Origin of the sequence: Enterococcus sp. DIV1421a (assembly GCF_051711025.1) — a bacterium.
GTDB classification, from domain to species: domain Bacteria; phylum Bacillota; class Bacilli; order Lactobacillales; family Enterococcaceae; genus Enterococcus_B; species Enterococcus_B hirae.
The window spans coordinates 1,149,746-1,175,674 of sequence record NZ_JBIOLU010000001.1; the positions used below are offsets into that span (position 1 = coordinate 1,149,746).

General features: G+C 34.8%; 23 protein-coding genes. 21 read left to right on the forward strand and 2 right to left on the reverse strand.

What is annotated here, in order from left to right; genetic code table 11:
* The first annotated feature begins 3 nt into the window (after positions 1-3).
* The 6 genes from IGK21_RS05315 to IGK21_RS05340 all read left to right on the forward strand — a co-directional run bounded on the left by IGK21_RS05315 (position 4) and on the right by IGK21_RS05340 (position 7,558).
* Positions 4-957 carry an ABC transporter permease gene (locus IGK21_RS05315; RefSeq protein WP_181914922.1) on the forward strand — a complete coding sequence of 318 codons (954 nt, stop codon included), beginning with the start codon at positions 4-6 and terminating at the stop codon, positions 955-957.
* Positions 958-967: 10 nt separating this feature from the next.
* Positions 968-1,879, forward strand: a complete 912-nt coding sequence (locus IGK21_RS05320; RefSeq protein WP_374220260.1) for a carbohydrate ABC transporter permease — start codon at positions 968-970, stop codon at positions 1,877-1,879.
* Between the two features lie 32 nt (positions 1,880-1,911).
* Positions 1,912-3,534: an extracellular solute-binding protein gene (locus IGK21_RS05325; RefSeq protein ID WP_438719017.1), complete on the forward strand. Its 1,623-nt coding sequence runs from the start codon at positions 1,912-1,914 to the stop codon at positions 3,532-3,534.
* 302 nt (positions 3,535-3,836) lie between these two features.
* Positions 3,837-5,246, forward strand: a complete 1,410-nt coding sequence (locus IGK21_RS05330) for a glycoside hydrolase family 1 protein (protein ID WP_181914925.1) — start codon at positions 3,837-3,839, stop codon at positions 5,244-5,246.
* 275 nt (positions 5,247-5,521) lie between these two features.
* Complete coding sequence (locus IGK21_RS05335) at positions 5,522-6,448, forward strand: manganese-dependent inorganic pyrophosphatase (RefSeq protein WP_010719439.1); 927 nt, start codon at positions 5,522-5,524, stop codon at positions 6,446-6,448.
* Between the two features lie 228 nt (positions 6,449-6,676).
* A complete protein-coding gene (locus IGK21_RS05340) occupies positions 6,677-7,558 on the forward strand; it encodes a DUF1803 domain-containing protein (protein WP_181914926.1) in 882 nt (293 codons plus the stop codon).
* A 165-nt stretch (positions 7,559-7,723) separates the two neighbouring features.
* On the opposite strand, the gene IGK21_RS05345 is transcribed toward IGK21_RS05340, so the two are convergent.
* Positions 7,724-8,344, reverse strand: coding sequence for a hypothetical protein (locus tag IGK21_RS05345; protein ID WP_010719437.1), 621 nt, complete (start codon positions 8,342-8,344; stop codon positions 7,724-7,726).
* Between the two features lie 527 nt (positions 8,345-8,871).
* Here IGK21_RS05345 and IGK21_RS05350 point away from each other — a divergent pair.
* The 5 genes from IGK21_RS05350 to IGK21_RS05370 all read left to right on the forward strand — a co-directional run bounded on the left by IGK21_RS05350 (position 8,872) and on the right by IGK21_RS05370 (position 13,454).
* Complete coding sequence (locus IGK21_RS05350) at positions 8,872-9,261, forward strand: hypothetical protein (RefSeq protein WP_034700331.1); 390 nt, start codon at positions 8,872-8,874, stop codon at positions 9,259-9,261.
* Positions 9,262-9,265: 4 nt separating this feature from the next.
* On the forward strand, positions 9,266-10,030 hold the full coding sequence (locus tag IGK21_RS05355; RefSeq protein WP_181914927.1) for an alpha/beta fold hydrolase: 765 nt from the start codon (positions 9,266-9,268) through the stop codon (positions 10,028-10,030).
* A gap of 518 nt (positions 10,031-10,548) precedes the next feature.
* Positions 10,549-11,496: a LacI family DNA-binding transcriptional regulator gene (locus IGK21_RS05360; protein WP_034700335.1), complete on the forward strand. Its 948-nt coding sequence runs from the start codon at positions 10,549-10,551 to the stop codon at positions 11,494-11,496.
* Between the two features lie 98 nt (positions 11,497-11,594).
* The gene (locus IGK21_RS05365) at positions 11,595-12,329 is read left to right on the forward strand and encodes a hypothetical protein (RefSeq protein WP_010737399.1); all 735 of its coding nucleotides are present in this window, start codon (positions 11,595-11,597) and stop codon (positions 12,327-12,329) included.
* A gap of 72 nt (positions 12,330-12,401) precedes the next feature.
* The gene (locus IGK21_RS05370; RefSeq protein ID WP_034700337.1) at positions 12,402-13,454 is read left to right on the forward strand and encodes a zinc-binding alcohol dehydrogenase family protein; all 1,053 of its coding nucleotides are present in this window, start codon (positions 12,402-12,404) and stop codon (positions 13,452-13,454) included.
* Between the two features lie 39 nt (positions 13,455-13,493).
* On the opposite strand, the gene IGK21_RS05375 is transcribed toward IGK21_RS05370, so the two are convergent.
* Positions 13,494-14,159, reverse strand: a complete 666-nt coding sequence (locus IGK21_RS05375) for a YitT family protein (protein WP_010719430.1) — start codon at positions 14,157-14,159, stop codon at positions 13,494-13,496.
* A 127-nt stretch (positions 14,160-14,286) separates the two neighbouring features.
* Between IGK21_RS05375 and IGK21_RS05380 the strand changes: the two genes are divergently transcribed.
* From IGK21_RS05380 to IGK21_RS05425, 10 genes are all read left to right on the forward strand, one after another.
* Positions 14,287-14,574: a hypothetical protein gene (locus tag IGK21_RS05380; RefSeq protein WP_034700338.1), complete on the forward strand. Its 288-nt coding sequence runs from the start codon at positions 14,287-14,289 to the stop codon at positions 14,572-14,574.
* A 450-nt stretch (positions 14,575-15,024) separates the two neighbouring features.
* Complete coding sequence (locus IGK21_RS05385; RefSeq protein WP_010719428.1) at positions 15,025-16,563, forward strand: ABC transporter permease/substrate-binding protein; 1,539 nt, start codon at positions 15,025-15,027, stop codon at positions 16,561-16,563.
* Positions 16,560-17,525, forward strand: coding sequence for an ABC transporter ATP-binding protein (locus IGK21_RS05390; RefSeq protein ID WP_034700339.1), 966 nt, complete (start codon positions 16,560-16,562; stop codon positions 17,523-17,525). The genes IGK21_RS05385 and IGK21_RS05390 overlap by 4 nt, the downstream gene beginning before the upstream one ends.
* Positions 17,512-18,834: a dihydrolipoyl dehydrogenase family protein gene (locus IGK21_RS05395; RefSeq protein WP_053766408.1), complete on the forward strand. Its 1,323-nt coding sequence runs from the start codon at positions 17,512-17,514 to the stop codon at positions 18,832-18,834. Before IGK21_RS05390 ends, IGK21_RS05395 begins: the two co-directional genes overlap by 14 nt.
* Before the next feature lie 391 nt (positions 18,835-19,225).
* Positions 19,226-20,710, forward strand: a complete 1,485-nt coding sequence (locus IGK21_RS05400) for a helix-turn-helix domain-containing protein (protein ID WP_034867558.1) — start codon at positions 19,226-19,228, stop codon at positions 20,708-20,710.
* Positions 20,711-21,091: 381 nt separating this feature from the next.
* Entirely contained in the window at positions 21,092-22,564 is a 1,473-nt protein-coding gene (locus tag IGK21_RS05405) for a helix-turn-helix domain-containing protein (RefSeq protein WP_010719424.1), read from the forward strand.
* Between the two features lie 247 nt (positions 22,565-22,811).
* A complete protein-coding gene (locus tag IGK21_RS05410) occupies positions 22,812-23,150 on the forward strand; it encodes an LPXTG cell wall anchor domain-containing protein (RefSeq protein ID WP_223603537.1) in 339 nt (112 codons plus the stop codon).
* A 55-nt stretch (positions 23,151-23,205) separates the two neighbouring features.
* Positions 23,206-23,835 (forward strand): hypothetical protein, encoded by a 630-nt coding sequence (locus tag IGK21_RS05415; RefSeq protein ID WP_088745506.1) that lies wholly within the window; start codon positions 23,206-23,208, stop codon positions 23,833-23,835.
* Between the two features lie 304 nt (positions 23,836-24,139).
* Entirely contained in the window at positions 24,140-24,646 is a 507-nt protein-coding gene (locus tag IGK21_RS05420; protein ID WP_010737409.1) for a hypothetical protein, read from the forward strand.
* A 382-nt stretch (positions 24,647-25,028) separates the two neighbouring features.
* The gene (locus tag IGK21_RS05425) at positions 25,029-25,847 is read left to right on the forward strand and encodes a plasmid recombination protein (protein ID WP_374220323.1); all 819 of its coding nucleotides are present in this window, start codon (positions 25,029-25,031) and stop codon (positions 25,845-25,847) included.
* The last annotated feature ends 82 nt before the right edge of the window (positions 25,848-25,929 follow it).

Below are 25,929 nucleotides of genomic sequence, written 5' to 3' on the forward strand. Positions count from 1 at the left end.
AAAATGGCTGATGCATTACTTGATGTCAATAAAGAAAAAGAGAAAACAAAATGGTCAGAGATCAAAAAAAAATTATATAAAAGCCGACAGCTGTATGTTTTTGTCATTCCAGCATTGGTGGTGGTTACTGTTTTTTCTTACGGTCCCATGTACGGCGTGATTATAGCATTCAAGGATTATATCCCATCATTAGGGATTTTTGGAAGTCCTTGGGTAGGATTTAAGCATTTCCAACGTTTTTTTGATTCCTACTATTTCTGGGATCTAATTAAAAACACGTTAGGTATCAGTATATATTCTTTGGTCGTAGGATTTCCGCTACCGATTATTTTAGCATTAGCACTAAATGAGTTGAAAGATGGAAAATTTAAAAAATTTACGCAGACAGTGACTTATGCACCTAATTTTATTTCAGTCGTTGTCGTATGCGGTATGTTAATTGCTTTTTTGACGCCTTCCACCGGTATTATTAACCATCTACTGGTTTTTCTAGGTTTTGAGCGAATTAGTTTCATGACAGATCCTCGTTGGTTTAAAACGATCTACGTATTATCTGGGGTTTGGCAAGGAACAGGATGGGGCTCAGTGATTTATTTAGCTGCATTATCTGGTGTTGATACACAGCTTCATGAAGCTGCAACTGTCGATGGTGCAACGAGATGGCAAAGAATCTGGTATATCAACCTACCGACTATCATTCCTACTATGGTTATTTTACTGATCATGAATGTAGGGAGTTTGATGTCATTAGGTTATGAAAAAATCCTGTTGATGCAAAACGCGTTGAATATGGATTCTTCAAATGTGATTGCAACGTTTGTTTACAAACAAGGGTTGCTTGATGCGCAATACAGCTATGCATCAGCTGTCGGACTGTTCAATGCAGCAATCAACGCATTTTTATTGATCACAGTAAATAAAATTTCGCGTAAAGTCAGCGAAACAAGTTTATGGTAATGGAGGGAAAATAATGTATTCAAAAGCGATCCGATCATCGAAAGGCGACAAATTTTTTATGTTTCTCATCTACTTGTTTATTGCCATTGCCCTTTTGTTGGTTATTTATCCGTTGATTTATGTTATAAGCGCATCTATATCTAGTCCGACCTCCGTCAATTCTGGAGAAATGTGGTTATTGCCAAAAAAGATCACTTGGGATGGTTACAAAACGATTTTTACGTATAAAAGTATCTGGCAAGGTTACCGGAACACGATTTATTACACATTACTAGGAACATTTATCAATTTATTATGTACACTTCCTTGTGCATATGCTCTAGGAAGAGCAGAATTTTATGGGAAAAATCTATTTATGAAGTTTTTGATGGTTCCTATGTTTATCAGTGGCGGTTTGGTACCTACTTATTTATTGATTAAAAATCTAGGGATGAATGATTCGATTTGGGCGTTAGTTATTCCAGGGGCCGTTTCAGTTTATAATATTGCAATTACACGTACTTTCTTTCAATCTACCATTCCTAGAGAAATGGAGGAAGCGGAATTGATTGATGGATGTTCTGACTTTCAGATATTTATGAAGATTGTTTTACCATTATCAATGCCAATTATTGCAGTAATGGGACTATTTTGCGGAGTGGCCCATTGGAATAGTTATTTTAGCGCGTTAATCTATTTAACAAACAAATCAATGTATCCGCTTCAATTAATCCTGCGAGAGATTTTAGTGAATCAAGATTTAACAAAAGGAACAACAGAGATGACAGCAGCGGCAGCAGAAGTAGCTTATAGTAAACAACAGCTTGCACAAGTCATTAAATATGGAGTAATGATCGTTTCGACATTACCAATCATTATGATCTATCCGTTTTTACAAAAGTACTTTGTTAAAGGTGTCATGGTTGGTTCTTTGAAAGGCTAACTAAAAAATAAATAAGAGAGTGAGTGAAATGAATGAAAAAATGTTATTTATTAATTGCATCATTAGTGTTGACAACAACTCTTTTGGGTGCTTGTGGGAACAAGGGAAATACTGCTGGAAAAGAAGAAACTATTGCCGTTGAAAAAACCGGAATGCCAATCGTCAAAGAAAAAATCAACATGACGATGATGGCTCCTGGTGGAGAAGCAGAATGGGATGAGTTAGCTTCGGCTAAAGCGTTAGCGGAATTAACTGGAATCAATTTTGATTATATTACTCCGCCAAGTACAGATTTTGAAGCGAAATTGAATTTGGCTTTTGCTTCTGGTGAGTTACCAGATGTTATTTTTGGTGCAGGAAGTGGTCTTTCAAATGCCAAACAATCAGATTATGGATCACAAGGAATTTTAATTGCCTTGGAGGATTTGATTGATGACTATGCGCCAAATTTAAAGAAAATCCTTGATGAAAACCCAGAGTTCAAAAAATCAATTACTGCACCAGATGGGCACATTTATTCTTTACCACGATTATATCCAGAAGATACCTCTAGCCCTCTTTATATCTCACCTTTATGGTATAACGGCGAGTGGCTAGAAAAATTAGGGGTAACCGAATTGCCAAAAAACACGGATGAGTTATATAAATTGTTGAAGCGATTCAAAGAAGAAGACCCCAACGGTAATGGCAAACAAGATGAGATTCCGTTATCAGACGGCAACAAGTTGGCAATTATTCGTACGTGGTTGCTACCTGCTTTTGGTATGAAATCTTTAGGAATCGAAGAAGTTAACGGAAAAGTGCGTTATGCTGCTGCATCGGCTAACTATAAGGAATATTTAACGTATATGAATAAACTTTATTCTGAAGGATTGCTGGACCCAGAAGTCTTCTCGCAGTCAGAAGAAAAGTATCAAGGAAACACACAAACAGATAAAGTCGGTTTATTTGGCGCGTATGCTTCATACATGGCTACTGGTAAAATGCCTGAGGAGTCTTTATCAGATCCAATGTTTTCACCAGTTACTTCAAGTATTCAAAATACACCTTTAGCACCGGGTCATCCTCGTGTAACAACTGGAACGTTTGTGATTACCAATAAATGTAAAAGTCCAGAGGCAGCAATGCGATGGGCGGACTATCTTTACACAGAAGAAGGACAAGATTTAATGACAAAAGGTCCAGAAGGGGCATTTTGGAAATATGAAACAAACGATTCTGGAGAAAAAGTTCGGGTATACACAGGTGAAAATAAACAAAAGATGGAAGAAGACCGTGGGAAAATTGCAATGGATTATGGCTTAGTCGTACCGGGATTAGAAGACGATTATGCCCAAAGTGTTTTAGCTAATGTCAACGATCCTGATCCTAGTGTATGGACGGAATTTCGCATGAAAGAAATCAACGAGAAAATCATGCCCAATACCGAGGTACCTTTCCCAATTGTTTATATGACGAAAGATGAAGCAGATCAAATTGCGATCAACGCGACGGACATTCGGACTTATGTAGAGCAAATGGAAGCTAAATTTATTACAGGTGTGGAAAGTTTGGCTAAATGGGATGAATATGTCAGTACATTAAAATCAATGGGATTAAATGATTTTGTCAGCACTTATCAAAAAGCATATGATCGTTGGGCTAAAACCGAATAATCATCTTTAACATCAAAGTGGACGTTGGGGATGTTCCTAGCGTCCAGCTTTGTTTGAACAAAACATCAAGAGTTTGGAGAAACCAAAATGAGATTATTAGCAACTAGCATAGCGATGATGGTCAAACAAATGGTTTCATGATAAAGATCAAAGAGAACGAGTATCACACTGACTAAATAATTTTGCCAAATCATGGTAAATATAAATGAGAAAAAGAATGAACCAACATAAACGATGATCATTGGGTTCACTGACTGAAGGGAATCAGTGGATAAAACGATAGAAAAGGAAGGAAATTTTAAATGGATACATTTCCACAAAACTTTCTGTGGGGAGCAGCGGCTTCTGCCCCTCAGACAGAAGGAGCTGCTTTGGTTGATGGCAAGAGCCCATCAACTTGGGATAAGTGGTTTGAAATAGAACCAGAATTGTTTTATAACGGAACAGGACCAGAAAATACCTCTAATACGTATTATCAATACAAAGAAGATGTTGCCTGTATGAAGGCAATGAATTTAAATTCCTATCGGACATCGATTGCTTGGACGCGTCTTTTACCGGATGGCAAGACATTAAATCCGCAAGCTGTTGATTTTTACCGAGCCTATTTTCAGGAAATGCTGGATAATGGCATTGAGCCGATCATCAATTTGTTCCATTTTGATATGCCTTGGTGGCTGATGGAAAAAGGTGGCTGGGAAGTTCGTGAGTCAGCGGATCATTTTGCATTTTACGCAAAGACTGCGTTTGAAGCTTTTGGCGATTTAGTAAAAAAATGGGCGACGTTCAATGAGCCTCTTGTACACATCGAATGTGGGTATATGGGAGATGCACATTGGCCCAAGGTGCATGATTTTAAACGAGCTATACAAGTTGCCTATCACACACTACTAGCGCATGCGAAAGCTGTAAAGGAGTACCGGCGCTCTTCTTTTAATGACGGACAAATTTCTATCATTCTCAATTTAGCACCCGTTTACTCTAAAAGCGAAGAAGCTGAAGACGTGGCTGCTGCAAAGTGGGCAGACCTGTTTTATATTCGCAGCTTTCTGGACTGTGCGGTACGAGGTACTTTTCCAGAAGAGCTGGTAGAGGTATTACGAGAAAGTGATTTGCTTCCTAAAACAGAAACAGGTGATAAAGAAATTTTTGCGGAGAATACAGTAGACTTTATTGGTTGTAATTATTACCAGCCATTACGTGTTCAAGCACCTCAAGAAAAGAAACGACCAATCACAGGACTAAGAGATTTATTCCGAGGTTATGATTGGCCGGAGAAACGAATTAACCCACATCGTGGCTGGGAGATTTATCCGCGGGGAATCTATGATATTGCGATGCGGTTAAAAAACAGTTATAGCAATATTCCATGGTATATTTCAGAAAACGGGATGGGTGTGTCGCAAGAAGAACGGTTCAACAATAAAGAGAATATGATTGACGACAACTACCGAATTGATTTTTTATTTGAACATTTGACGCAACTGCAGCAGGCAATTTCAGAAGGTTCTCCTTGCTTCGGGTATCATATGTGGACATTTGCTGACTGTTGGAGTTGGTTGAATGCCTATAAAAATAGATATGGTTTTTATCGTGTCGATCTGGACAATGGCTATAAACGGTTACCGAAACAATCAAGTTTATGGATGGCACAGGTAATCGCTGAAAACCGCTTAGTTGAACCGTTTGCTCAAAACTCAAGTAGTCATTAAAGGCTAGTAAAGAAAAAAAACGATAAATGATTTACTTTTTCCAACTTTTTCTTTCAGTGCGAAGAGTTCTGCAATGAAATAAGTAATGGCATGGCCAACTTTTTAAATGACTGTTCCATGGTACTTCGCGCTATCAAAAATTTTGTTTACGATTGTTTGATATAAAAGTAAGGTGGATCGGAATATCTTCCATTCTAGAAATTATAGCGTCAGTATTGCTTCTTTCGGTTTTTTTGCTATTATTAAGTAGGAGAAACCATAAAGGAGCGAGACAAATGTCAAAAATTTTAGTTTTTGGTCACCAAAATCCAGATACAGATGCAATTGGAGCGGCAATCGCCTTTTCGCACTTGCAAAATCAACTAGGAAAAGAAACTGAAGCTGTAGCTTTAGGTACACCTAACGAAGAAACACAATATGCATTAGATTACTTTAAGTTATCTGCCCCACGTGTCGTTCAATCAGCAAAAGAAGAAGCAACACAAGTGATGCTAGTGGACCATAATGAATTTCAACAAAGTATTTCTGATATTGCAGAAGTAGAAATTTTAGCGGTCGTTGATCATCATCGGATTGCAAATTTTGAAACAGCAAATCCACTTTATTACCGAGCTGAACCAGTAGGTTGTACAAGTACAATCATTTTGAAGTTATATAAAGAAAACCAAGTAGAACTTCCTAAAGAGATTGCTGGCATTATGCTTTCTGCAATTTTATCTGATACATTGCTATTCAAATCACCAACATGCACATCAGAAGATGAGGCAGCTGCAAAAGAACTTGCAACAATTGCAGGCGTTGATTTGACAAGCTATGGGTTAGATATGTTAAAGGCCGGTACAAATCTTAGCGATAAATCAGCTGCAACCTTACTTGATCTTGATGCCAAAAGCTTCCCAATGGGAGAAGCTAATGTTCGCATTGCACAAGTGAATACAGTCGATTTAAGCGAAGTAATGGCTCGTCAAACGGAACTGGAAGAAGCGATGACTGAAGAAATGGCTAAAAATGGATATGACCTCTTTGTCCTAGTGGTAACGAATATCCTAGATAGCGATTCTGAATTATTAGTTGCAGGTCAAGGATTAGATAAAGTCGAAGAAGCTTTCCAAGTTAAATTAACGAACAATCGTGCCTTATTAAAAGGAGTTGTTTCTCGTAAGAAACAAGTCGTTCCTCAGCTAACAGCAGTTTTTAACTAAGCTAGCTAAGGGGTTGCTAACACCTTTTATTCGATAGTTATTAAAGAGCCTGACAGCTATTTGTTCCAGGCTTACAATGCCAGCCTAGCTTGTTCGATCAAAATGAGGTTGGAACAGAAGTGATCCAGCTTTAAAAAATAAGCCGAAGAATCCGAAAATAGTTGCTCGTATTTTTGGGATTCTTCGGCCTATTTCCGATTGAGCTAGGGAAAACGAGAAGGGGAAAAAATGAACTATTTTTATTCACAAAATCACCAGCAGTTGCTTAGCAAACTAGTAAACAATGCTGTTTTTCCAACTTTGATTGAGTATTTGCATCATCATCAAGAAGAAGACATTATTTTGAGAGAGTTGAAAAAAAAATTTGATCAACCGAAATTTGAAGCTTTTCTTGATCAGTTGATTGATGAAAATCTAATCAAGCGGGAAAATCGTCGTTATAAGTTGAATTTTCCAATATTTGAAGAAGAAACTTATCAAAAAGAAATTGAAGAAGCTGCAGCCCAGATTTTACAAGCTATTAGTCCTTTGTCGCAAACGGAAAAACAGTTGGTTATGGGAAATGAATGTTGGCAAGAATGTTTCGTGTCTAATTCAACCTATTTTTATGCAACCGTAGAAGATCTTATTCCTGTGACGAGACAGGTTGCTGGCAATGAGAATTATCGATTTGTTTCTTTAAATTATCATAACAAGTTATCTTATTCTCTTGCCAATTATTTTTATTTACAAAAGAAACAATTACCTGTGACATCAGAATTTTTAAAACTTGTAGAACTGATCGGTGACGTCAACGAAACTTATTATTTTGATCAAGTTGAAGTAATCATTGAGCGTATCCAAGCTCAAAAATATAAGAATCGTCGTTCCAGTATCTTCTTTGATTCACTGATCTTGTCGAATACTGTTAAAGTTGTGAAAACTGATGATCAGTTCAACTATCAATTAGCATTGCCGTTGGTTGAAACGGCAAGCAGCAGAACACAACTACCCAAAATCACTGCTGGAAGAACCGTGGAAGAGCATGCTTATATTGCTAGAAAAGTCTATGATCGTCTTATCAAGGAACTAAATTTAGCAGATTTTTCTTATATAGAAAAAATCAACTGAAAAATTTTTAGACTCAACTGTTAATAATCCTCAGACATCAAAGTTATCAGAAATGACTAGCTTTGATGTTTTTTATGTAAAGTTCAATCATTTATGTCTATTGTAAACGATTCTTTATTAGCAATATCATCCGAAAAATAAAAAAACAGTTCAAGGCACTTAGACTTACTTGTCCTGAACTGTTTTTCTTATTTGCCACATCATCATTCCTAAACACGAAATGAAGAGTAATTCAAGAAAATTACTAGTGATTTGAATATTTGCTGGATCAAAAGTTGGCGCTAACGCTAATACAAGAAAAGAAAAGACACTATAGACAAAGCAGAATAGTGGGATTAGTTGCATTAAAAGTGGCAAGCGTAACTTTTTGAATATTAGTGAAAAAATAAAGTAAGTAAAGATGGATAAAATGATAACCAGTCCATTCAGTATAAAAAAGAACAATGAATTTTGGTTAAAGGAATAGAATAAAACGGTCAGCAATGCGAGCAACCTAGATGCAACAAAAATTGTAGCAGCTTCATCCATCTTTTTGGGAATTTGTTTTTTCACATATGTTCGAAAAGCCAATGAAAAAATAAAACCACACAAAGATGAAAGAATTAACAAGAAGAGGCTCTCATCTACCTGACTTAAACCGGGGTGATCTAACAATAACCAGCCAAAGGCATTACATGGTATATCGGAAGATCTGAAATAGGAATAGCATAAGAACAAAAAAAGTGTCAATAGGGCGAAAAGCGTCCCTATGTGCAAAAATGTACTTGTCTGTCGTTTCGTTTTCATATATTCTCCTGATAAAAATAGTGTTAATCAGATATATGATAACAAAATGATGAGTATATGTCGATGCTTTTTAATGGAAATAAAAAATAAAGGCTTTTTTTATATGGTAAATTTCATTTTAACTTCAATTACAAGTTTTCAAACTAATTTAATTAAAGGTTTTACTAATGATGTGCCCCACTTAAATGTTTTTATTCACAAAGAATTTTAGTGAAAACATTGATTATTACTTATGAGTTAATAATAGATCAGTTTGATGTAGATTTTCCCAAAAGTATATTTATTCTCTATTTTAAAAAGGAGAAGTTTGAACATGAAATGCCTGAAAAAAGAATTAAATTTTTTCAGAACTAGACAGACAAAATGAGGAGCATGACAAAAAAAACAAGAGGTACTCATAGGTTGTTAGGTCATTTTGATTGTGAACGATTATTTGGAAAAAAGAAAAAATTAAAATTTAAGCCTTTTTTGTTCTAAATGATGATAAAACGATTATAATAGAATTATAAAGAGAGTTGGTGATACGAATGAAAATAATAAACCGAGCCATAGGAGTCACTCATGTTCTCAGTGTTGCCTCTTGTGGGTATTTAGATTTATATTCACTTCAGCAGCCCATCGTAGCCAATAATAATATCTTTCAGATATCATTGACCGATAGCTTGCTTTTAAGTATTTTTTTATTTTCCGTGATCTTTATCGGAAATATTTTTGGCAGCTTTGCTAGTTTTTTTAATTTCACAATTTATCCACTGCTTACCTTAGGATTAGGACTAGCTGGTCTTTTAGCATTATTGCTCTTTTCAAAAACGATGAGCTTATTTTTGATTTTGTTTGGTACGATTTGTTTATTTCAAATTGTGGTTAGTGGATGGGAAATATTTCGTTCGACTATTTTGATGAAGATCGGAGACTAAAGAAGTGAATCCAATTATATTAAAACGTAAAGTAAATAATATTCCATTATTAGAAGTTGTCCTAACCGAATTAAGAGCTGAAAGAATTCCGATAATTATTTATTATCATGGTTGGCAAACGAGTAAAGAATTAGTTTTGACACAAGGAAGAAAGTTTGCGAAACAAGGATTTCGTGTCTTACTACCAGATGCAATGAACCATGGTGAAAGAAAGCAAGTAGTTTCTGCTATTCCTTCCTTTACCTTTTGGAATAGTATTTATGGAAACTTATTTGAATTTGAGACTTTATTGAAGCACTTAGAAAAACGAGATGTTCTTCATGAAAAAGTAGCTGTAGGTGGCGTTTCAATGGGGGGGATGACGACTTGTGCGTTGTTAACAAAACATCCGCATTTGGTTGGTGGTATTTGTCTGATGGGTTCCCCTGCGCCTGAACAGTATGCTAAAGAAATTTACAAAAGAGCTCATCAGTACCAATACATACTGCCGAACGATTATTTTGATTTAATTTCTTGGGTCGAAAAATATGATTTATCTTTGCAACCAGAAAAACTAGCTGGGCGACCTTTATATTTTTGGCACGGTGAAAAAGACGAGAAAATTCCCTTTCAACAAACCAATGATTTTGTGAAAAATAATCAAAAAGAGCGTTATGGTCAAGGAATTGTTTTTGATTATTCGCAAACCGAAAAGCATATGGTAAAAGTACCATTGATGGATACAGCAACCAAATTTTTGGTGCAAATGATGAATGGATCCAAAGAATAGAAAAGACAGGTGTATTCTGATTTTTTATAATAAAATAAATAGAAAAGTAAACAACACTATGAAAAAAATCAAAGTTGAGGTTGAGAAAAAAGCGTTTAGCATCAAGAAATACGAAAGAATATCCAAAAATTGACAAGAAACACAAACACTGGTTTTTGCTATTGATGGATACTTACTCGGTGTTTCTCAAATTTTTAGTCAATTTCGGCAAATTTTTTGAAGTTGTTGCTCCTTAAACACCGTTTATTCGTTTTAGAGAGACTAGAAGAGGAGGCTATTTTTGGCTTAGTCTCATTCTTTGCTATTTTTCTAGTTCATATCTGAAACTAGAAAATAGATGGAGATAACGTACATTTTTCTAATAAAATGGAGTAACTGGCTTTCGATTCTAGTGAACTTTTATTAAAAAGATGCTGGCGTGCAGATGATTTTTACGATATTTCTACATTTTATCGCTTTCAAGTTTGCTATAATGATAGAAAACAGAAAAAAGTTTTCTATTGTGAAAGGAGCAATCTATGCCAACATTAGCTGATGTTGCTAAAAAAGCAAATGTATCCAAAATGACGGTGTCTCGTGTCATCAATCACCCGGAACAAGTAACGGATGAGTTAAAAGAATTAGTTTTTTCTGCGATGGCAGAATTAGATTATCGCCCCAATATTGCAGCAAAAGCACTCGTTTCTAATCGGTCACAAATCATCAAACTTTTCATCCTTGAAGAGATTGATACAACAGAACCGTATTATATGAATTTATTGATGGGAATTGCAAAATGTATTGGAAAAGCGCACTATTCTTTGCAGTTGGTAACCAATGATGCATTTGACGTAGGGTCTTGCGACGGCTACATCATTACAGGGGTGAGAGAAAAAGATTTTGACTGGATCGACCGATTGGAAAAACCAGTCGTCCTTTTTGGTGAAAATCGTTTTGGCTATGATTATGTAGATAGCGATAATCATTATGGCACAGCAAAGGCTTCACAATATGCTATGGAATGCGGTTACGAGACAATTATTTATATTGGGATTGACGAGGATGAGCCATTTGAGTTATCAAGAGAAGCAGGCTACCTTTCAGTTATGGAAACAGCCAACATGAAGCCGCAAATATTACGTTTCCCAAATCATTCGACAATGGCAGAGAAATATCTTGCCGATCATTGGTCAACTATTAAACCAAAGACTTGTTTTATTTGCAGCTCTGACCGACTAGCTTTAGGGATTGTAAGAGGTATTGCTAAAGAAAAGGGAAAAATTCCTGAAGATTTTGGAGTCATTGGCTTTGATGGTGTATTTTTAGACCAAATCAGTTCACCCAAATTAACTACGGTAAAACAAGATATCGTACGAATGGGTGAAGTTTGTGGTGAAATGTTGTTAAAAAAAATTACCGAAAAAGGAGAAAGTCAAGGATACCGTCGATTTTTCCCTGAATTGGTCATTCGAGAAACGACCAGATGACCGTCGAAAGAGGTTAAATTTAGTTATGGTTACTATGGAAAATGAAAAAATTATGCTATGATTGAGAAAAGTTCCATTTATGAGAAGGATGGTTTAAAATGAATGAAATTAGACGGAAACATTTTCGTTTTCCTGCCTATGATGACGAAATTGGCGTCAAACTAGCAAAAAACCAAAGGCGTGTTTTATTTGATGGACAGGATGATCTATTAACCGAAAACAATAATCAACCAATGTTTGAGCAAATGCAAGAATTTCACTTTGCTCAAGGCGATGCTAGAGAACAACGCAAACGTCGAAATTTGAGCAATTCAAAAAAATCAACAATTCCAAAAGAAAATTTAGTCAGACACAAAGAACAGCTTCCTGATTATCATACGCATCAAGCAAGTAATCGCCCATTGACTAATCAGCGGACGAGAAAAGCGGCTGATTCAATGAATAGTCAGAAGAGTCAAGAGCAGCACACAAGTACCAAAGCCTATACATCGAACCAACAAAAAAATGGTCGTGGGCGTTCTTACTTTGTACCTAAGTATGTGCCAGCATCAATTATTCCTGATCCAAAAGTATCTAGTATTTCTGACGCAGAACTAGTTGATTCAATGAAAAAAATGAAAGATTCATATTTGTTATTTGATAATGAACCGGTACCTTACCAAACAAAAAAAGCCGGCTCTCCTTCTGTACAACCTTTTAACAAAGCTGAGAAAGAACCACTCAGTGCGACATCAAAAAGAAAAGATAAAAATCATGGTGTTTTAGAAAGATCATTAAAAGGATTGATAGAAGAACAAGGGAATTCTTTGGGAGAAAATAGCTATTTTAAATAATGGAAAGCCTGGATAACTCCTTTCGTGGATTGATCCAGGTCTTTTTGTATAAAGAAAGAAGGAAAGGTTTCTATGAAAAAACAAATGAAGCAAATAGGGTTTTATGAGGGATTACCATTGACTGACAAAAATAGTTTTTTAGAAAAGTTGGCAGAAACTCCGGTTCCTAAAAAAAGGGAGTTATTGGTGGAGATTTCAGCGATTTCAGTGAATCCAGTGGATGTAAAATTTAGAATGCAGACGCCAAAACAAGAGTCTTTTACTGTTTTGGGATTTGATGCGGTAGGGAAAATAGTTGCAAAAGGTCCCCAATCTGAAAATTTTGAGATAGGAGACCGTATTTATTATGCTGGTTCAGCAAAACAACCAGGTAGTAACCAAGAATATCAGTTGGTAGATGAACGAATTGTGGCAAAAGCACCAGAAAATCTCACGGACGAAGCTAGTGCAGCATTACCGTTAACTGCGATCACCGCCTATGAACTCTTATTTGAGAAATTTCAATTGATTCCTAAAGAATCAGCGAATAAAGGTAAAAAAATATTGGTCATCAACGGTGCTGGAGGTGTCGGTTCGATTCTCACACAATTAGCAAAATGGAGTGGGTTAGAGGTGGTTGCGACAGCCAGCCCCAAAAACTTTCAATGGTTAAAAGAAAATGGGGTCGATCATCCAATTGATTACCATCAAGAGTTAAAGCCTCAACTAGAAAAGGTTGGGATAAGCACCGTCGATGTCGTAGCGGTTTTACATGATATCCGTCCCTATCTAACTGAGCTGGCAGAAATGATTCAACCTATGGGGAAAATTGGGATGATCGTAGGACTTGATGGACCAATCGATATTGCAAGTTTTAAAAATTTATCTGTTTCATTTGAATGGGAATATATGTTTACTAAAACGGATTATGGTCAACTAATCGAGACACAAGGGGAAATATTAAAACATTTGACAGCATTGGTAGAAGAAGAAAAAATCCATACTACTTTAGGAAAAGTATACAGAGAAGGCATCAGCAAAGAGACTTTAAAGCAGGCAACGAAGGAAGTAGAGACTGGAAAAGTACATGGTAAAGTAGTGATTACTGGAGGTTTTGCTAGTAACGAAATAGCGACTGAAAAGTAGAAATATACTTTTCAGTCGCTAACCAATCATTTAAGAATGTTATTCAAATTGTTCTGCAGAATCAAGAGTATCAAAAGGTTCTTTTGAACGATTTGCAGAAAAAGGATTGAGAGAACCTTTTACTTCGAGATATTTCACTTTGTTTAACGTATAAGATAAGATGGAGCAACTGAGTAAGGTATAAACAAAATGTGTTACATCCAGATATAATAAAGAAACAACCAAGATACCAAATGTAATCAAGAATAGACTTTTACCGATCTTGATATGGAAATATTTTTCAAAGGCTTGGTAAATAATGTCTGTTCCGCCAGTGCTTCCACCAAAGCGAAAGACCAGACCACAACCGATACCAGATAATACACCAGTCATCAGGCTATTGAGTAAAAGATTGTGGACAGCAAAATGGACGTTTAGTCCTTCCCACAAATGTAAAAAGAACACTAAGGCAAAGGTTCCGACAATCGTTCGCAGAAAAGCCTGCTTACCAAAAATGAATAATGAAACCAATAGCAATGGTAAATTGATAATAAGTGATGTAATGGAAGGAGCAAAACCGAATAAATTATTAAGTAAAAGGGCAATTCCTGTTACACCACCATCTGCTAATTTAGCAGGAATATTGATTCCGGTCACAGCTAAACCATAAAGTGCAGCGCCAAAACTGATACCAACCAGATCAATTAATAGATTTATTTTTTTCATTCTCAAACCTCTTTTCTTTTGAAAATTTTCAGCAACTTCTTTATTATACTTATTAGTTAAGAATCTTCAATAGATAATTTGAAAAATTTTTTCAACATTTAAAGGATGTCCAAGGAAAGGAGTAACTATGCGAGCAGCTGATCTATTAACACTCATCACAACTTCTCCAACGAAAAGAGAATATAAAGGCATCTACTGTGATCTTCATGATAATCTGCAGGCTTTGACGAGTATTCAGAAAAAAGGTGAGACTCAATGTGTGTTTTTATTTGAACCAAATAAACCCAATCTGCCGATGAAAGAGTTGCTTGTTTTCTTGATGAAAAATCGTGAAAAAGAAATTTTATATCAAAAAGGTCAAGAATTTTACCCATTATACGGAGTGAAAGAAAGAGCAAACCAGCTAGTCATTTGAGAAAAAATAGGAATTTCGAGAAAAATTGAACGTTTATGACTCTAAAACGATCATTTATTACTTTTTTTTATCTTTGGACAAAACTTACAGTATAATAATTTATGAACAAGCCAGTAAAAATTATCTCCCCCACGAGGTTTCTGCTTTACTGGCTGTTTTTTTATATTCAAATAAATTAGACACATTTCTCGTTCAAATTCGTGAGATGTGTCTTTTTTTATATAAAAGAAATACATAGAGTTTGAAGAAATAAATTTCTTCTTTCTTTCCATTTTCTTTCCATTTATTGATTAAGGACTTTATTGCTAGTTTGAAGCATATTCAGAGAATTGCCGGGGTGTTGGATTTACAAATGATGAACTACGCATCTTTTTTGTTCTTTTCAGACAACTTAGTTGGGGATTTTTTCGTCTATGTTTATACTTAAATTAGAATGGAAAGGAAGATCCTATGAATAATTTTTTTCAAACGCTTGTTGAGCGAAAAGGAGAATTGATCTCCGCAACATTTCAGCACTTATCAATTTCATTAATTGCCTTATTGATTGCGATTGTTATTGCAATCCCATTAGCTATTTGGGCAGTGAACCATAAAAAAATGGCAGAAGTATTGTTGCAGATAACCAGTGTTTTACAGACGATCCCATCTTTAGCTTTATTAGGATTGTTGATCCCCTTCGTTGGAATCGGAACAGTGCCAGCGTTGATTGCATTAGTGATCTATGCGTTATTACCAATTTTTCAAAATACGTATATCGGACTTAGTGAAATTGATCCATCCATTGAAGAAGCAGCAGTTGCTTTTGGTATGTCACGCATGAGACGGTTGATCAAAGTGGAATTGCCAATCGCATTACCAGTGATTATTTCAGGTATTCGAACAGCCCTTGTCTTGATCATTGGAACAGCGACGTTAGCAGCATTGATCGGTGCCGGTGGATTAGGAACGTTTATTTTATTAGGAATCGATCGCAATACGCCAGTTTTGACACTGATCGGTGCAATCAGTTCAGCTTTGTTAGCGATTATTTTCAGTAGTTTAATCAGACTTCTTCAACATTTGAAACCTCGATATACAGTTATCACTTTATTGCTTATCTTTTTGGGAATCGGTGGAATATCTTTGTATCAAAGCGGACTCTTTAAAGAAGATAAGGTGACGATTGCTGGGAAATTAGGTTCAGAACCAGATATTTTGATTCAAATGTATAAAGAATTAATTGAAGATAATTCAGATGTTGAAGTTGAATTAAAACCGAACTTCGGCAAAACCAGTTTTCTTTTTAGTGCATTGGAGAATCAACAGATCGATATTTATCCGGAATTTACAGGAACTGTTTTAGAAAGCTTAGTTAAAGTACCTGATGACTTAAAAAATAAAGAATTGAATGAAAAAGAAACCTATAATCAAGCAAATCGCTTATTAGGTGAACAATTTGAAATGACACTTCTTCAACCAATGGCGTATCAAAATACCTATGCTTTAGCGGTGAAGCGATCATTTGCCAAAGAAAATGGGCTAAAAACCATTTCTGATTTGGGAAAGATTGAAGATCAGATAAAAGCCGGTTTCACATTAGAATTTATTGATCGTTCGGATGGCTATAAAGGAATCCAAGAACTTTACAAACTTAATTTTCCAAGTGTACAAAGTATGGAACCAAGTTTACGCTATCAAGCCATCGATAACGGAGATGTCAATGTAGTAGATGCTTATTCGACGGATAGTGATCTAAAACAATATGACCTTGTCACCTTAGAAGATGATCAGGGATTATTTCCAGATTATCAAGGAGCTCCTTTGATGACCAAAGCCTTTGCGAAGGAACATCCAGAAATCGTTGCAGCTCTAAACAAGCTCGCTGACAAAGTAACAGAATCTCAAATGATTGAAATGAATTATCAAGTGAATGTAGAAAAACAACAACCTGCGGAAGTAGCGCATGCATTCTTGGAAAAAGAAGGACTACTGAAGGAGGGGAATAAATGAATAATCTGATAGAATTCAAGCAAGTCCAAAAGAAATTTGGCGAAAAATATGCAATTAAAGAACTAAACTTATCGATTGAACAAGGGGAAATCTTTGTTTTGGTGGGCCCCTCTGGTAGCGGGAAGACGACCTCGCTTAAAATGATCAATGGTCTATCTCAGCCGAGCGCAGGGGAGATATTCTTCAAGGGTAAATCGTTAAAAGACTATGATTTACAAAAAATGCGGTGGAAAATGGGCTATGTTTTACAACAAATTGCGTTGTTTCCAACTATGACTGTCCAACAAAATATCGAAGTTATTCCAGAAATGCTAGGATGGGAAAGAAGAAAAAGAGAAAAAATAGCTGACCAATTACTTGAGAAAGTCGGACTTGATCCTACAATCTATCGAAATAGAATGCCACAGGAATTATCCGGTGGAGAGCAACAACGGATCGGTATCGTCCGTGCTTTGGCAGCTAGCCCAGAAGTTATTTTGATGGACGAACCATTTAGTGCTTTAGATCCTTTGTCTCGAGCTTCTTTACAAGACCTTGTACTTTCCTTACATCGAGAATTAGGCACAACGATCGTCTTTGTGACGCATAATATGGATGAAGCCATAAAATTAGGAGATCGGATCGCTGTCATGAAAGAGGGCGAATTAATTCAATGTGACCAACCCGACCAGTTGTTGACTCAGCCTAAAAATGAATTTGTACGGAGCTTTTTTGATGAAACGATTCAACAAAAACAACAAACAGTAAAAGAGCTGATCGTAGCTGACGATTACAGCAAAGGACTTCATCAAGCGGATTTTCCAGATGTTTACTTAAGTACACCGCTGACTGAAGTATTCGAATTATTGATCCAACATGAAGCAGTAAATATTCGAGAAAATGAGGAAAATCTTGGGGAGATTACAAGAAAAGATATCTTCACTTATTTATCTAGAAAGGAAAGGGAAAATGAAAGAATATGATGAAGTTGTGATTGGTTCCGGCGTAGCTGGTATGAGCGTGGCTTATGGGTTAAAAAAAGCAGGGAAGAACGTCTTGATCATCGAAGAAAATCTTTGGGGTGGTACTTGTCCTAATCGAGGATGTGACCCTAAAAAAATTCTACTAAATAGTGTGGAAGCAAGAAAACGAATTGAACAGTTGTTGGGTAAAGGATTCAGTGAAGTACCAACTGTTGATTGGCAAGAACTACAAGCATTTAAGCGCAGTTTTACAGATCCAGTTTCAAAGAATCGTCAAAAAGAATTAGCAGCAGCTGACATTGATTATTTAGCTGGAACAGCACGCTTTATCAATGAAAATACGATCATGGTAGGAGAAGAAAAAATTTCAGCTGAACATTTCATTCTTGCTACTGGTCAACGACCATCGATTTTACCTATTGATGGGAATGAATTTTTACAAACAAGTACTGACTTTTTATCATTAAGTGAATTGCCTCAGGACATTATTTTTATTGGTGCAGGCTATATTGCATTTGAATTAGCGATGATCGCTCATGCTTCAGGAAGCAATGTCACGATCGTTCACCATAATCAACGACCATTAAAAGCATTTGACGAACAATTGGTCAAACAATTAGTTAAACAAATGGAAGCAGCCGGGATTCGATTTGTTTTTGATTTTGAGTCACAGCGAATCATTCAAGAAGAAACGCACTATTCCTTGCAGTCAAACGATCAAGAACTACAAGCAGATGCGATTTTTTGTGCCACTGGAAGACAGCCAAATGTTGAGCGACTAGACCTGGAAAAGGCGAAGGTAGAAACAACGAAACATGGTGTTGTTGTTAATGACTATCTTCAAACGAGTAATCCAATGATTTTTGCTTGCGGGGATATCATCTCACGGACAGAGCCAAAATTAACCCCAGTTGCTACCTTTGAAGGAAATTATGTTGCAAACTATGTATTAGGAAATACTAAAGAAAAAATTAGTTACCCTTCCATCCCTACGATCGTTTTTACTAGTCCGAAATTGGCTCAGGTCGGGGTAACAAAAAAACAACTCACTGGACAAGAAGAAGTAGTAGAAATTGATATGACCAATTGGTTTACCTATCATCGTGTGAATGAACCACTTGCTAAATCCCAAATGATCTATGACAAAGCTGGGTATTTGATTGGTGCCAGTGTCCTTAGTGAACAGGCAGATGATTTAATCAATGATTTGAATTTATTGATTAGTCAACATACAAAAAAAGAAGAATTAGAGCAGTGGATCATGGGTTATCCAACGGTAGCGAGTGATTTATCCTATTTATTGAAATAAAAAATACAGTGTATTGATTATGTAAAAAAACGATTAAATATAAAAAAATAAACGCTTAAATCTGTGGCTGAAAATGTCCTCGAATTTAGGCGTTTTTTCTATTGTAGTGAAAATGATAAAAAGATTATTTTAGTGAAAGGCTCTTTATAGAGTTCTCTAAAAGATCCGGTAGTAAATATTTTAATAATAGATATCTTGAGTGTTATTTTTATTAAAATATTACCTCGCAGAAAAGCACGAATATTATAGGTTGATCACTACTTTTTTAATATTATTATACTTATATTTTAATGAAATGGTAGACATACTTATTTTCGTACATTAAAATTAATAATAGAGGAGAATAGAGAAAACAAAGCGTTTGTAAATTTTGAGGGATTAGGAGGGGAAAATGAAGCAATTACTAACGAAACAAAGTTTAAGACAGCTAGCACTCTTAGAGTTACTCTGGAGCAACGAATGGCTGACGATTGCAGAGATCGTCAAAAAAATAGGTGGGGTTGAAAAAACGATCCGAACAGACATCAAACAACTGAATGAAATAATTGAACCTTTAAAAATAGAGACTTCGGTAAAATATGGCGTTTTTTTAAGTAAAGACTTAGGTGTTTCAAAATCATATGTTTATTCGCTTTTTTTACAAAAAAGTGTCGAATGTCAAATGTTGGAAATGATATTCATCAATCCCATGATGAAAAGAGGGGAACTATGCGATCAACTCTTTATTTCAGAAACACAACTCAATCGATTACATAATAAAATGAATATTTTAATGAAAAAATACGAAATAAAAATCACAAATGATTTGAAATTGATCGGTCACGAAAAAAATATCCGTAAACTTTTCTCTAGTTTGTTCTATGAAAAATACCTTTCACCCGATTTACTTTTTAAAACAGAAGAATTTCAACTGATTGATACAGTACTTGATATTTTTTATAAACAAAATAAAGAGAAGATGGTTATGGATGATCAACATCATTTTTTATTGAATAAAATGCGAATGAGATTATGGGTAGCTGCCTATCGTTGTAAATCTAGCTCATTCTTTAAACAAGAGGAAGATTATTTTAATTATTCTATGATTACTGGAGATCGAGAATTAAACAAAAGGTGGCAAGCTGTGTTTGGTATCGAACTATCAGAAGAAGTTTTGTTTAACCTGTTTGAGTATTTTCATGCTCCATTCAAATTAAATGAAAGATGCTTACAACTAGGGACTAGTCAATCGATCTTACAAACAAGACTGGAAAATTTGATTTTGGAAGTTAGCTATGAATTTAAGATTAAATGCCAGAACAAAACAGCTCTACTTCAGGCCGTTATGTGGCGGATATTTCGTACGATCGGTCCAACGCATATTTTAAATAACGTTGAAGAAGATTTTGTCTGCGAATTAATGAATGATCGACAAGATATCGTTTTAAATTTGAAAGCTAAATTCAGTGAAATTTATGACGATCTAACCGTTCATTCTCTAGATAAAAAAAATATGATTTATCAATCCATTTATACTTTAGTTTCACAATGGTCTGAATTTCGTTCGGAAATACGTAAGCCAACGATTAAAATCCACGCTGCATTGCTATTAGATGCACCAGCCGGGCATTTAAAAATGCTAAAAGAAGAAATCGAATATCATTTTAGAAATACATATGAAGTTGATATTTTATTGCCAATAGCACAAAATTCTGTGAATCAGCTAAAACACTATGATTGTGTCCTAACCAATGGCTTTAATACTGGCGATCTAGGAGATGTGAAAATTATTGGCGTCCCTAATTATTTTGGAGAAGAATTTGTCAAAAAACTACATCATTTTTTGATCAACAAAAAGGAAGAATTACACGTTTTTAGAAAGAATATACTCATCTAAAAGCAAAACAAGTTGAATATACATATTGAGAAAGAGGCTGAACGATACAGTAACAATCATAGTAGTATTTCCGAATGAACATCCAAAGAGCAGTTATCGTTACATTAACTATAAAAAAAGTGAGCGTGCTATTTAGTGAAAACGATTCTGTTTGTTGCATAGACCTACCTAGTAAAGGGACCCGAGATGAATGATTGTCTTTGGTCTCCTATTTTTTTACTTTGCATCACGAACAACTCAATGGATCGGTGGAAAAAATAAAAGATTATGAAAGATATTTTACCAAGGGCTCGGTATATTAAGGTTATTTTTAAAGATTGGGATATGCTAAAAATAAAACAAGGAGTATTTATCTGTTAGGAGAGGAGAGATGTAATAGAAATGAGAGAAATATTAGACGGGCGTTTGAGACGCCAATTGAATATTTTAGAAATCCTTTGGAATACGGAATGGATTACGACTGCGGAATTAGCTGAAAAAATTGATAGTTCAGAAAAAACCATTCGAAATGATCTATCTCAAGTCAACGAAATGATTGAGCCTCTATCAATTGAAACTTCTTTTAGAGCAGGAATCATTTTAAAGAAAGATATCACAACGCCTAAGTCATTTATCTATTCAAAAATTCTTGAAAAGAGTCTAGAATACACATTACTGGAAACGATTTTCCTAGGAAAAGTTACTTCTAAAGAAGAGCTTAGTGATTTGCTTTATATTTCAGAAACTCAGGTATCAAGGGTAATTAATCGAATCAATCAAGAAATCCGGTTTTTCGATTTTCAAATTACCAATCAAATCAAAATTATCGGAAACGAAGGGAATATCAGAGACTTCTTTTCAGTATATTTTTCTGAGAAATATCATTTGCCTGAAAAATTGATACAAAAAGAAGAAAGAAATTTGATTTCAGAGATCATTGATATATTCATCAAAGAAAATACGATATGGGCAATTGTGAACAATGACCATCATTTATTTTTGGGAAATTTAAAATTTCAATTGTATGTCTGTTTTACACGATTGAAGCAAGGCTATCAATTAGAAGTTAACGAGATACCTTTTCATTTTACACATCTAATGAACGAAAAAAAACTAGTAGAAAAAATACATAATGTCTTTGGCATCAAAAGTGTAAAAGAAAATCTTCAGCAATTATTTTATGAATTCCATCAGCCAATTAATCCAATCGCTCGCTTTCATTCAGAAGGAGTTGAAATCGATTCGGTCTCAATAAAGAAACAGATCGGCTATGTGATTACTTTGCTGGAAGAACGTTTTGGATTACTTTGCGAGAATCGAGATAAGTTGATTCATGATATTTATTGGACGACCATGAGTTCGGTGCGACCTACTTATATTTTATACAATAAAAAAACGGATTTTTTTGAAAATACGTTGAAGGTAAGTCCTGAGTTAGTTACCGCATTAAGAGATGAATTTTTTGATATTTACTTTTCTCTTGGTAATCCATTTTTATCTTACTTAGATGAAATGATCCAGCAATCCATCTTCAAATTATTAACTTCTTGGTCTGAACTATGGGTACGCGTGAGAGAAAGTAAAGCAAGCATCAATGTAGCACTTTTATTGGATAGCTCTTACGATCATATGCGGATGCTCAAAGAGGAAATTCAATTTTATTTTAGACATAATATCAAAATTGAGATACTCGATCCTACTACTCAAATACAAAAGGGCTATTTACAAAAGTTCGATTGCCTTTTAACAGATGTATATTCGCCTGACCATTTCGGTATTCCAACGATTGGGATGTCTAGTTATTTTGATGAAGATATCATTAATAAATTAGTTGATTATTACCATATAAAAGTTAATTCCAGTATGGATAGTTAGTTTGCACTATGACTATAAATTTCGGAAAAGTTTCCGCTTATCAACTGATATGGCTAAAAATTAAGTATTATTTTTTAGATGTTCTAAGCTAATCATCTTTTTGTTACATAACAATTACTAATGGAAAAGGTATTTACCAATCTATCGGTAAAACTTGGTTTTCATTCTATTTTATTTTTACGGATAATATTATTGTGGAGGTTGCGTCGTTAAAGTATTGGAGGTGAAGAGCGAAATAAAAAGAGTGATGTATTATTTGATAGGTGTTTTAATGGTTAGTCTTTTCATTACAACAAACTGTCATGCACAAACCACAAATGAACAAACGATTCAAGTTGAAGCAATAATAGGAGTATGGGATGCGGACGCAGATGCCAGTACAATTGATAACGTAAGTGACGCAGGAACCAAAGAAAAAGCAACTATAACGATCACACCATCTGATTCAGGTTCTTCAAAAAAAGTGAGACTTCCACAAACTGGTGAACAATTGAGCGTTTATATGATGTTACTTGGAACAATTGTATCCCTTTTCTCAACGGTTATGTTGATTGAGCTCAATCGAGAAAAAAACTATATCATGTAATTTTATTTTTATGGAAATGTTGTGAGACGTTTTCAGCGAGGAGAGAGACAGAATAATGAAGAAGTTGACAAATGTGTTACTAGTATCATCTATTTTATTAGGTGGATTTGGGATTGGAACAATGAACGCAAGTGCAGAAACAGTTAAAGATAATGAATTAGGCTGGATTCCTGGATTAAGTGACCCTGAGGATGACAGCGTAACTATTCAAGGAGAAGATAATGCACAAATTAAAGTGGATGGCTGGATTGGTCCATGGGATCCGGTCGGACCGGAAGATGTATCTTATGTTGACATCACTGTACCTACAAAAGTACGTTATGCAAATGCGGTAACAGATGATGGCCAGCCACTTCCTAATATCTTATCACCTATTTATACCGTAACAAATAATTCTAGTGCACGTAGAGTCAAGATTGAAATATCAAAATTTGAAGAAAAAAGTCAATCGGGTGTAAGACAAGATTTATACTTTACGCCAACAAATGAAGCGGGCGTCCGTTTACAAAGTGTTGCGGGTCAATTTCTTAATAGCCCTACTTATTTAACAGAATTAGATAAATCTTCATCTAAAACGTTAAAATTCGAAGGAAAAATCGCTGAAGGATTTAAAGAAAATCAAGTGGTTAGACCAAGTTACGAAATAACGTTTAATTTCACTGCTTTAAAAGATACTGAATCATAAAAAAGCGTGATTTGTTTCATTTATATCATATATTATTGGAATTCCCAGCAGAATAAACAGGGAATTTCGCACATAGTAACAATGACATGATTGTCTTAGAATACCATTTAGCAGGATTCCAAATAGTTGGAGTTCTGCTAATCATTGAAAGTATAAACTGTTGGAACGAAAGAAACTAGTTGATCAACAAAAAAACTTGTGGATTGTTTGAAAAAAAATAAAAGTAAATGCTTAACGAATGATTTTTTTATCCATCTGGTTGAGACGATTTGTTTTTGATTTTATCAGAAAGGGAGATTTTTAAATGGCACATAAAGCAAAACAAAGAAAAAAAAGCACATATATCCTGATAACCTTCTCTGTAGTACTTTTGATATTGGGGATCAGTGGATACTTCTATTTTAATCAATCTCCCCCTCAAGTCGTTACAGGATTGCCAGATTTTGATGAGAACATCACTCAGTTGAATAATGGCGAATTATTAAAAAAGATGCAGGAAGAAGTCGATAAAGACAATGTTCGGATTGTATTGAAGCATGAAATCGAATTAAATAAAGAGGGAAAAGCCCACGTGGATGTACGTAATGTGGGTGTCAACTCCTATAATATACAAGTAGAATACTATTTAGCATCTAATCAAAAAAAATTATATGTTTCAGGATTGATTCCACCCAACAATGGGATTGAATCGGTTGCTTTCAAGAATATGCCTTCCTCGGGTACGCATGGCATAAAGATATATTATAAAGTATATGATGAAAAAGAACTAATCAATACAACAACCATTGATGGAACACTCCGTATTGATTAACGAATCATAGCTAGCATAATAAAAAATAGTTATTTAGAGGCGGGCCAAAGCTTGCTTTATTATCTTAGTTCACTCGAAAATTCACGAAGTAGGTTTTGTTTTAACTGGTTTACTTGGGATCCTTTAAAGAGGGTCCTTTTTTATTTCACTAAAAGTACATAATTACCAAGAAATAGGAATTTTTCGGTTTGTTTTTTCGGATAGAATTAACTAAACTTTAGATGAAAACGTTGTTTATTTACTTGTTTGAAAGATTCACATAGTAAGAAGAAAGTAAGGAGGCAGAACTATTAAATCAATCAAATTAGAAAAAACGGATTATCGATTTTATGAATTAGAACAAGTCCAAAGACATAATCAAAGAGAAATAGTTGAATCAAGTATTGTACAACCAGATAAAACATCTTTAAATTATGATGTTTTAAATAAGAAATTTATTGACTATAAAAAGATCATTAGAAAATATTTGACCCATTTATCTTCAACAAAATCGATTCATTCTAATTGGACAATATTAATTGAATGGCGAATCATCTTTAAAGAATCGGCATTAAAAAAATTATCAGTAAGAGAAACAAAACTATTTTTTTTACAAATTGTTCAAACCTTTCAAAAACTATACGGTCTATCGAATATCATTTATGCACATGTTCATTTTGATGAAGAGAAACCACACTTACATATTGGCCTAATACCCATGAAAGAAGGACGTCTCAATTCTGCTTATATTATGTCCAAATATAAAAACTGTGAAATAGAAACAGAATTACTCAAAAAGTTAGAAGCAGTTCTTCAACAAAATAAGACATCCATCTATCGAAAAAAATCGACAAATGATCATATGAAAGAACAATTGAATGCTGAGTATCAGGAATACAAAGAACTGTATACTAAATTACTTCACCACTCGTTGTTGCCTTCTGAGGTGGGGATGAAGAAACCAGGAAGAGAAACAGACAACTATTCAAATCATATGACAGACGAAAAGAGTAAAACAATAGACGAATTACATAAAGAAAACAATTATTTGAATTCATTAGTGAAACGATTGAAAGCAGAGAACAACTATTTATTGAACGTCATGAAAGAAACAAAAAATAATTTTGAGCAGTTAGACAAACACAACTGTTCAAAAAACACGATGAACGAACCACCATTTGCCAAACTGGAATTAGAAAATCGAAATTATCAAAAAAATTGACAGAAAGGATACTATTTCTGCCAATTTTTTTCATTTACGCTTTGCTTAGTAAAAAAAACGAAGATCCTAAAGAGGGACCTTC